We start from the raw sequence: 8,409 nt of genomic DNA on the forward strand, positions 1-8,409 counted from the left end.
GTCGGCGCTGTCGTTTCGGCTTCCGTCGGCGCTGTCGTTTCGGCTTCCGTCGGCGCTGTCGTTTCGGCTTCCGTCGGCGCTGTCGCGACCTGGGGCGTCCGGTGGCCCCGCCGCTTCGTCCTCTGCGAACCGCGGGCGGTAAATCCGGCTGAACGCCTGCCGCCGGAGCGTCCCGACCGCGGCGTCGCGCTCGCTCTGGAACGTCGCGGCGACGACCTCGTCGGCGAACGGCGCGGCGTGCCAGACCACCCGGTCGACGTCGTCGCTCCCGAACAGCGTAACCTCGTAGTTGGGGCTGTCGTCGACCCACCTGTTGAACTCCGCGCGGGTGCCAACGGTGACGGCCAACCGGTCGGCGAACAGGACGTTCCTGGCGCGCTCGACCACCGGTGCGGTCACCCGGTCGCGGTACTCCTCGCGGTCGAACTCCATGGCCTTCGCGGCTTCGCGGACCACCTGTTTCGCGGTGGGTCCGACGGCGTCGAACGCGGCTCTGGCGTCGCCGACGGACGCGGGCGAGAGGCTTCCTTCGGTGTCCATACGCGTTCCTCGGCGGGTCACGCACAAACGCCTTCGGCTTCCGAGGCTCCCGGGCCGGCTCAGTCTCGGGCTTCCGGCGGCCGCGCGTCGTCGTCGACGTACTTCTCGCAGGTGAGACAGTAGTCTCGCTCCTCTCTGAGGTCCGAGGGGTTGATGATCGCCATCCGCTTCGTGGTGTCGTCACCGCAACCAGGGCACACAGGCATACTTGTGTTTATGGCCGCAGACCTAAAGGGCGTATCGCGGTCTTCCGACCGCGCCGCCCGACCGGACACCGGGCTGCTGTGGTCACTCGTCGGGGTCGGGGTCGGGGTCGGGGTCGTCCCCGTCGGCGTCCGCTTCCTCGCGCGCTCCCGGCGTTTCGCCCCCGCCGAGCATCTCCGCGGTCAACCCGCGTGCCTCCTCGAGCACCGCACGAGCCGCGTCGTCGAGGCCGCCCTGCCCCGCTATGGCCGCTGTTTTCGGGTCGACGCCCGCGGGCGCCTCGCCGCGGGGACTGCCGTGATCGTGGGTGGTGCCCATAGCGCCGCCGCGGCCGCCGACGGTATCCTCGAACAGTTGGTCGTACTCGGCCTCCGGTGCCAGGTCTCCCACCTCGCTTGCGAGGTCGGTCTCGCCGTACTCCGACCACTCCGGGACGTGGTCGTCGAGCCACGCCTCGTGGTCGTCGGCGTGGGTCATCGCGGTGAACGCCAGGTGGTTCGCGAGGTGCGTCGCGTCCTGGTGGGGGATCTCACAGACGGGACACGCAAAGCCCATACGCCACGGTAGGTCGCCGCGACACAAGGGCGTGTGGGTCCGGTCCGTTCGGACCTGTGCGTCAGAGGTCTGTCACGAGGAGCAGTGCGTCCTCGCCGTCACCGTAGTACCGCGGCACCCGCCGGGTCGGCTCGAACCCCTCCGCGCGGTACAGCGACCGCGCGGCGTCGTTGCCCTCCCGAACTTCGAGCTTTGCGACCACCGCGCCCGACAGCGACAGTTCCACGAGCGCCTCCCGGAGGAGCCGCCGCCCGATCCCCGCACCGCGGGCGTCGGTGCGGACCGCGAGGTCCTTGATGTGGCCGATGTCGCGGCCGTGATTCGGCGTCACGTCGCCGACGACGTACCCGAGGATCGGCCGGTTGTCGTCCGTCCCAGTGACCGCGACGAGAAACGCCGGGGCGTCCACGAGCGACTCGAACGCGGCGTAGGGCCACGGCTCCGCAAACGACTCCCGCTCGATCCGGAGAACGTCGAGCAGGTCCGCACGGCCGGCAGGACGGACCGCCACGTCGGATCCGGCAGGGTGGCCGTCGCCGGCGTCAGGGCCGGACTCGCGTCGGTCGCAGTCGCCGGACGGGTCGATCACACCCGGTATTTTGACGGTGGCCGGCAAAAATCCGCCGGCTCGCGGGACGGGCCGGGGGCGACGGCGACCGCCCGAACGACAGCGCGGCCGCTCCCGACCTCGCGTCGAAAAAATCCGATACCGGAGCCCGGACTGTCGATCAGTCGTCGGCGGGCGCGGCGCCGCCGCCACCCTCGCTGTACTGCTCTTTGGTGAGCCGGAGCTTGCCGCCGGCTTCGAGAATCCGGCGCTCGCGCTCGGAGGCGTCGAGTTCCGCGGTGGCCTCCCAGTCGTCGTTCACGCGGACCGTGAACTCGGTTTCGCCGGCTGCGATCGCTGGCGCGACGTCGGTCACGACCTCCACGTCGTCGCCCTGCTCGATCCGCTCGTAGGTGTCGTCATCGATCGCGAGCGGGAGGATTCCGAAGTTGAACAGGTTCGCCTTGTGGATGCGGGCGAACGACTGCGCCAGCACCGCCTCGATCCCGAGGAACTGCGGGCACATCGCGGCGTGCTCCCGGGAGGAGCCCTGGCCGTAGTTCTCGCCGGCGACGAGGACGCCGCCGTTCGAGTCCAGCGCGCGCTGTGCGAACGTGTCGTCAACGCGCGAGAGCGTGAACTCCGAGAGCTTCTCGATGTTCGAGCGGTACATAAGGATATCGGAGGTGGCGGGGATGATGTGGTCGGTGGTGATGTTGTCCGTCATTTTGAGGAGCACCGACCCCTCGATATCGGCGTCGAGCGGCTCGCCGATGGGCGCTGCGCCGATGTTCGGGCCCTTCACCAACCCGTCGTCGACGGACTCCTCGGGCTCGATGATGTCCGTTTTCGACCCGTCGTACTGGTCGGGGAGTTCGAGCCCCGGGGGCTCCAACTCGCCGAGTTCGCCGGCGAGGTCCCGCGGGTCGACGAGTTCGCCCGCGATCGCCGAGGCCGCGGCGACCTCCGGCGAGCAGAGGTAGACGGAGTCGTCTTCGATCCCGGAGCGACCCTCGAAGTTGCGGTTGAACGTCCGCAGCGAGACCGAGTCGGAGGCGGGCACGTGGCCGATACCGATACACGCCCCGCAGGTCGCCTCGGAAAAGTTGACGCCCGCCGCCATCATCTCCGCGGTCCAGCCCTCGCGGGCCAAGAGTTCGGAGGCCTGCTTCGACCCCGGCGCGACGACCATCTCGGTCTTCATGTCGATCTCGCGGCCCTCGAGCATCTTCGCGGCCGGGAGGATGTCCTCGTAGCCGCCGTTGGTACACGACCCAACGATGACCTGATCCACCGATTCGCCCGCGACCTCACGGACTGGAACGACGTTGTCCGGCATGGACGGCGCAGCGACGAGCGGCTCGATCTCCGAGAGATCGACCACGATCTCGTCGGCGTACTCGGCGTCCTCGTCGGGCGAGAGCTCGACGTACTCGTCGGCACGGCCCTGTCGGGCGAGGTAGTCGCGGGTCTTCCCGTCGGTCGGGAAAATCGAGGAGGTCGCGCCGAGCTCCGTGCCCATATTCGTGATCGTGGTCCGCTCGGGAACGGAGAGCGTCTCGACGCCGGGGCCGGTGTACTCGAAGACCTTGCCGACGCCACCTTTCACCGTGAGCCGGCGCAGCATCTCGAGGATGACGTCTTTTGCCGTACTCCACTCGGGGAGTTCACCCTCGAGTCGGACGTTGACGACCTCGGGCATCTCGACGTAGTAGGCGCCGCCGCCCATGGCGACCGAGATGTCGAGCCCGCCCGCACCGATGGCGAACTGGCCGAGCCCGCCGGGCGTCGGGGTGTGGGAGTCCGACCCGAGCAGCGTCTTGCCGGGCGCGGCGAAGTTCTCCTTGTGGACGTTGTGACAGATGCCGTTGCCCGGCCGGGAGAAGTACGCGCCGTAGGTGCCGGCCGCAGAACGGAGGAACCGGTGGTCGTCGGTGTTCTTGAAGTCGAACTGGTAGGTCTGGTGGTCGCAGTACTGCGCTGCGAGTTCGGTCTGTACTTCATCGAGGTCGAGCGCCTCGAACTGGAGCCAGACCATGGTTCCGGTAGTGTCCTGGGTGAGGACCTGATCGATCTCGATCCCGATCTCCTCGCCGGGTTCGAGTTCACCCTCTACCAGGTGATCGTCGAGAATCTTTTCGGTGAGTGTCTGTCCCATAGCGCCCCGTAATCGACCGTCTACAAGTATAAATCCCGTGTGTTTGAGGGCAAGAATATGTGCCTTAGTCACGTACTCACACGTACCCTTATCGCCCGTGAGGGCCGCCGGTCTCAACGCCGACCGCGTCGACACCGGGTCGCCGAGCACGCTTCCCGCCGCGGTCCGGAACGGCTTTTACTCCCCGCTCACGCCTGGGGGTATGTTCCGCTCGGGCTCGTACGTCGCGTCGTGTCTTTCGGATCTTGCCGACGAGCAGGTCCAACCCAACGGCGTCGACCTCACCGCCGCGAAGATTCTCGAACAGGTCGAACCGGGGCGCGTCGGCACCGACGGAAAGACCGTGGGATCGCGGGAGCCGGTCGCGACCGATAACGACGTTTTCGGGCTGGACCCGGGCGGGTATATCGTCCAGTACGCCGAAACGATCGCGGTCCCCGAGAACCACGTCGGATTCCTGTACCCCCGATCGACGCTACTACGGAACTCGTGTATGCTCAACACCGCGGTGTGGGACGCCGGCTACGAGGGTCGCGGCGAGGGGCTCCTCCAGGTGCATCACCCGATCCGGATCGAGCGCGGGGCGCGCGTCGCGCAGTTCGTGCTCGCGGAGGCGGCACACAACGGCGTGTACGACGGCTCATATCAGGGCGAGCGGACCGGGGCGGGTGCACCGCGTGACGAGCGTGAGTGACGACGGGAGCGCAGCGAGCCGATCCTCACAAGCAACCGGGGCTACCCAAAGGCACATGTACGCCCGAGTCTAATCTGCATCAACCGATGTCTCGGAGCCCGTCCATACCGGATCGTCCGCGCCTCGATATCGATCCGGAAATGTCCGACGCCGAACGTCTGTCGGCGATCCGCCAGCATTACGAGCGGCTCGTCGCGGTCAACGATGAGCTCGACGACCGCCTCTTGGAGGCCACCGACCGCCGCAGCGAGCTTCAGGAGGAGCTCGAACAGCTGAAGCGGCGCAACGAGACGCTGAAAACCTCCTCGCTCTACCTCGCGACCGTCGAGGAGCTGACCGACGACGGCGTCGTGATCAAACAACACGGCAACAACCAGGAGGTACTGACCGAGGTGTCGCCGCACCTCGATGACGAACTCGACGCGGGTGACCGGGTCGCGATCAACGACTCTTTCGCGATCCAACAACTGCTCGACGACGAGACCGACGCCCGGGCGCAAGCCATGGAGATCGACGCGTCGCCGTCGGTCTCCTACGGGGATATCGGCGGGATCGACGACCAGGTCCGGGAGGTCCGGGAGGCCGTTGAGGAGCCACTCACAAACCCCGAGCTGTTCGAGACGGTCGGTGTCGACCCGCCCTCGGGCGTACTGCTGTACGGGCCGCCCGGAACCGGCAAGACGATGCTGGCGAAGGCGGTCGCAAACGAGACCGACGCGACGTTCATCAAGATGGCGGGGTCGGAACTCGTCCGGAAGTTCATCGGCGAGGGATCCCGGCTGGTCCGAGACCTCTTCGAGCTCGCGGCCGAGCGCGAACCCGCGGTCATCTTCATCGACGAGATCGACGCCGTCGCCTCCAAGCGGACGGACTCGAAGACGTCCGGCGACGCCGAAGTCCAGCGTACGATGATGCAACTGCTCTCGGAGATGGACGGCTTCGACGACCGCGGCGACATCCGGATTATGGCCGCGACCAACCGATTCGACATGCTCGACGAGGCGATCCTCCGGCCCGGCCGGTTCGACCGACTCATCAAAGTCCCGAAGCCGGACCTCGAAGGCCGAGAGCAGATCCTCGAGATCCACACCCGCGACATGAACGTCGCGAGCGACGTCAACTTCGCCGGCCTGGGGTCGACACTCGAGGAGTACTCCGGCGCCGACATCGCTGCCTTGGCGACCGAAGCGGGGATGTTCGCGATCCGCGACGGTCGCGCTGAGGTCCGCCGCCGGGACTTCGACGACGCCTACGCGAAAATCGAGGACGCCGAAGAACAGACAACGATTCCGGGACATACCCCCTACCAGTACTGAGCAGCCTCGGGTCGCCCGTTCGAGCCGCGCCGCCGGATCCGTAACCGCTTATTCCCCGCGCCGCCGGATCCGTAACCGCTTATTCCCCGCGCCGGCTTCCCCAGGTATGAACACCATCAGGGTCGTCCGCGGGGTCGGCCGTGCCGAGACGCGGATGGCCTCCTACGACGCCGCCCTCGCCGCCGCCAACATCCACAACTACAATCTGGTTTCCGTCTCTTCGGTGATCCCCGCGGCGGCGACCGTCAAGGACGTGAAAACGGCCTCGGACCTGGGGCCGGCGGGCGGCCGACTCACGGTCGTGGAAGCGCGGGCGACCACTGGCGGCGTCGGGACCGTCTCGGCGGGATTGGGATGGGCAACGGGGCCCGGACCGGGGCTGTTCTACGAGGTCGCGGGCGAAGACCCCGCGGCGGTCCGCCGCCGCGTCGAGGCCGGGCTCGAAACTGGGCGGGGCCTCCGCGAGTGGACGTTCGACGACGAGACGGTCGCGGTCGTTACCGCCGACGCCGACGGCGGGGGGTACACCACAGCGGTCGTGGTCGCGGTTTACGGCGAGGCCGAATCGATCCTCTGAGACAGGGTGCCGGCGGCGTCTCCCGTCTACCACGCCGATGCGCGTGACACTGCCGACGGCTTTATCTGGGCTGTGCTCGTATCCACGTTGTCTTACTTTATGAATGGGAACAACCCATACGCAGGCGCCCCTGGCGTCGTCGACGCGGGCCGCCCGGACGAGGTCGACCTCTCTGCGGCGCAGGTACGGGAACTCCGGACCGCCGTTGCCGGTATCGTCTCCCGGACCCAAACGTACCTCCCGGAGGGGTACGCCGTCGGGTCGGAACTCTCCTACGGCACCAACGGCCCCCAAGCGACCGTCGCGGTTCGCCCGCCGGCGGGTCGTCCGGTCAGCGCGGGCTTTACACCCGACGAGGAGGACCTCGAATCCGGACTGACCGACGAGGACCGCGACGAGGTGGCCCGCGGACTTGCCGCCTCCGCCGCGCTCCAGGTGATGAACACCGTCGGCGACGGGTTGACGCCGACCGCGCGGTAGACACACGGTCGGGAATGGCGTGCTCCGAGGCACTCGAAGACGACCTCGAAGAACTGGAGGCAGCGGCGATCGACCTCATCCGGCGTCAGGAGTCTGCCGACGCCGACGCCACCGACGAGCAGCAGTTCGTCGGCGTCATCGACCACGTCACCAACACCTACCCGATCCCGGCCGGGTCAACGCGGGCGCACGCCGAGCACATCTCGCGGATGTACCGGGCTCGAACCAACGACACGGCGGTTCGGAAGCGGATCGCCACCGAGCGCCACCTGTTCCTGCGCGAGCACTGCGAGGGGTACGATCCGCAGTTCTGACCGCGGGCCGACTGGCTCAGCCGGACCCCTCGCTGTCGAGGTAGCGGTTCACGGTCGTCGGCGCCACGACGCCGACAAACAGGATGATTCCGATCAGGGGGGTCGTGCCGAGGTCGGTGAGCCACAACCCGCCGTACCCAAGGAGGAGCGCGACGGTGCCGAACGTCAGGATGACCGCGTTCTCGCGGGAGACCATACTACCGACGACGGAAGCATGGGTGAAAACACTCCGTGACGTCGACTCGGGCTGTCCGTGCTACTGCCCGACGGCGCGGCCGGACCGCTCCCGAACGCCGAGCACCCACACGTGGGGGTTCTCCTGGAGTTCGTGCTCGGCGAGCAGATCCGATTGGTAGGCGTTGCCGAGCATCGCCTTGCGAGCGACGCCCCAGCGTTCTGGGGTGATCCGATCGGGCGCCCCCGACACGATCACGCTCCGCCACGCGCCGTCGGGGTCGACGTCAACGGCGGTGAAACCGTCGTGACGTGGGTGGGGAAGACCATCATCACAGAGTATGGTTGAATCCTACCTAAAACTCCCGTTTCAAACTCAGATGAACATCGTCAGTGGATTGCGTCATCAATTGTCGGATTCATCCCCGCGCTAAAGCACTGTCTCTTACCCATAAGTCCACCAAGTTCCAAACAGACGTTTCAGACGCTGTCGACCCGAATCTATACTCAGAAGATCGAGGTAAGGAGTGAGTCGGGCGGTGATCTCGGCAGTCGGGGGTTACTGAACACGGGTAACCAAGATCGAGCGTGTCATAGAAAGGTTCACATAGCTCACTGAAGCAGCTTAAACAAATTGAAATCGCCGTGCACTCAGTGCACGCTGATTTGAGCTTGTTTTATAGTAGTCGTTAGAACTTTCAGCACAGAAAGTCGTACAGTAGCTAATGGACCATCTCGACGAGATCTCCGTCGAAGAACTCCAAGACGCGCTTGCCAACGTCGACGGAAACAAGCCGACTCAACGGTTGCTGGCTGCGATCGCGCACAAAAACGGCGTCACACAGACGGA

11 protein-coding genes and 2 pseudogenes are annotated in these 8,409 nt (G+C 66.6%); 6 read left to right on the top strand and 7 right to left on the bottom strand.

Annotated elements, in window-relative coordinates; genetic code table 11:
* Window positions 1–72: 72 nt before the first annotated feature.
* The 5 genes and pseudogenes from IEX72_RS13655 to IEX72_RS13675 form a co-directional block, all read right to left on the bottom strand.
* Window positions 73–540, bottom strand: a pseudogene (locus tag IEX72_RS13655) (DUF5809 family protein); the annotation flags it as partial.
* A 59-nt stretch (window positions 541–599) separates the two neighbouring features.
* A complete protein-coding gene (locus IEX72_RS13660) occupies window positions 600–746 on the bottom strand; it encodes a hypothetical protein (RefSeq protein ID WP_188788286.1) in 147 nt (48 codons plus the stop codon).
* Window positions 747–828: 82 nt separating this feature from the next.
* Window positions 829–1,299: a DUF5810 domain-containing protein gene (locus IEX72_RS13665; RefSeq protein WP_188788288.1), complete on the bottom strand. Its 471-nt coding sequence runs from the start codon at window positions 1,297–1,299 to the stop codon at window positions 829–831.
* A 61-nt stretch (window positions 1,300–1,360) separates the two neighbouring features.
* On the bottom strand, window positions 1,361–1,810 hold the full coding sequence (locus IEX72_RS13670) for a GNAT family N-acetyltransferase (RefSeq protein ID WP_229663850.1): 450 nt from the start codon (window positions 1,808–1,810) through the stop codon (window positions 1,361–1,363).
* 217 nt (window positions 1,811–2,027) lie between these two features.
* Window positions 2,028–4,004: an aconitate hydratase gene (locus tag IEX72_RS13675; RefSeq protein WP_188788290.1), complete on the bottom strand. Its 1,977-nt coding sequence runs from the start codon at window positions 4,002–4,004 to the stop codon at window positions 2,028–2,030.
* A gap of 202 nt (window positions 4,005–4,206) precedes the next feature.
* Between IEX72_RS13675 and IEX72_RS13680 the strand changes: the two genes are divergently transcribed.
* The 5 genes from IEX72_RS13680 (at window position 4,207) to IEX72_RS13700 (ending at window position 7,385) form a co-directional block, all read left to right on the top strand.
* Window positions 4,207–4,698: a deoxyuridine 5'-triphosphate nucleotidohydrolase gene (locus tag IEX72_RS13680; protein ID WP_188788292.1), complete on the top strand. Its 492-nt coding sequence runs from the start codon at window positions 4,207–4,209 to the stop codon at window positions 4,696–4,698.
* Between the two features lie 86 nt (window positions 4,699–4,784).
* The gene (pan2, locus tag IEX72_RS13685; protein WP_188788294.1) at window positions 4,785–6,014 is read left to right on the top strand and encodes a proteasome-activating nucleotidase Pan2; all 1,230 of its coding nucleotides are present in this window, start codon (window positions 4,785–4,787) and stop codon (window positions 6,012–6,014) included.
* 106 nt (window positions 6,015–6,120) lie between these two features.
* Window positions 6,121–6,591, top strand: coding sequence for a pyruvoyl-dependent arginine decarboxylase (locus IEX72_RS13690; protein ID WP_188788296.1), 471 nt, complete (start codon window positions 6,121–6,123; stop codon window positions 6,589–6,591).
* 99 nt (window positions 6,592–6,690) lie between these two features.
* Entirely contained in the window at window positions 6,691–7,071 is a 381-nt protein-coding gene (locus IEX72_RS13695) for a DUF5811 family protein (protein ID WP_188788298.1), read from the top strand.
* 14 nt (window positions 7,072–7,085) lie between these two features.
* Window positions 7,086–7,385 carry a hypothetical protein gene (locus tag IEX72_RS13700; RefSeq protein ID WP_188788300.1) on the top strand — a complete coding sequence of 100 codons (300 nt, stop codon included), beginning with the start codon at window positions 7,086–7,088 and terminating at the stop codon, window positions 7,383–7,385.
* A gap of 16 nt (window positions 7,386–7,401) precedes the next feature.
* Here the strand turns inward: IEX72_RS13700 and IEX72_RS13705 are convergent, their stop codons facing one another.
* Both IEX72_RS13705 and IEX72_RS13710 read right to left on the bottom strand, forming a co-directional pair.
* Window positions 7,402–7,581 (bottom strand): hypothetical protein, encoded by a 180-nt coding sequence (locus IEX72_RS13705; protein WP_188788302.1) that lies wholly within the window; start codon window positions 7,579–7,581, stop codon window positions 7,402–7,404.
* A gap of 60 nt (window positions 7,582–7,641) precedes the next feature.
* Window positions 7,642–7,812, bottom strand: a complete 171-nt coding sequence (locus IEX72_RS13710) for a hypothetical protein (protein ID WP_188788304.1) — start codon at window positions 7,810–7,812, stop codon at window positions 7,642–7,644.
* A 472-nt stretch (window positions 7,813–8,284) separates the two neighbouring features.
* Here IEX72_RS13710 and IEX72_RS13715 point away from each other — a divergent pair.
* Window positions 8,285–8,409 (top strand): annotated as a pseudogene (locus tag IEX72_RS13715) (IS630 family transposase); the annotation flags it as partial.

The sequence above is a fragment of the Halobellus salinus genome (genome assembly GCF_014646875.1).
Classification (GTDB): domain Archaea; phylum Halobacteriota; class Halobacteria; order Halobacteriales; family Haloferacaceae; genus Haloquadratum; species Haloquadratum salinum.

Bases quoted from the DNA above. Each gene is read 5' to 3' on its own strand.
- IEX72_RS13675 (WP_188788290.1), bottom strand. From the start codon at position 4,004: ATGGGACAGACACTCACCGAAAAGATTCTCGACGATCACCTGGTAGAG.
- pan2 (WP_188788294.1), top strand. From the start codon at position 4,785: ATGTCTCGGAGCCCGTCCATACCGGATCGTCCGCGCCTCGATATCGAT.
- IEX72_RS13695 (WP_188788298.1), top strand. From the start codon at position 6,691: ATGAATGGGAACAACCCATACGCAGGCGCCCCTGGCGTCGTCGACGCG.
- IEX72_RS13665 (WP_188788288.1), bottom strand. From the start codon at position 1,299: ATGGGCTTTGCGTGTCCCGTCTGTGAGATCCCCCACCAGGACGCGACG.
- IEX72_RS13690 (WP_188788296.1), top strand. From the start codon at position 6,121: ATGAACACCATCAGGGTCGTCCGCGGGGTCGGCCGTGCCGAGACGCGG.
- IEX72_RS13705 (WP_188788302.1), bottom strand. From the start codon at position 7,581: ATGGTCTCCCGCGAGAACGCGGTCATCCTGACGTTCGGCACCGTCGCG.
- IEX72_RS13700 (WP_188788300.1), top strand. From the start codon at position 7,086: ATGGCGTGCTCCGAGGCACTCGAAGACGACCTCGAAGAACTGGAGGCA.
- IEX72_RS13680 (WP_188788292.1), top strand. From the start codon at position 4,207: ATGTTCCGCTCGGGCTCGTACGTCGCGTCGTGTCTTTCGGATCTTGCC.
- IEX72_RS13660 (WP_188788286.1), bottom strand. From the start codon at position 746: ATGCCTGTGTGCCCTGGTTGCGGTGACGACACCACGAAGCGGATGGCG.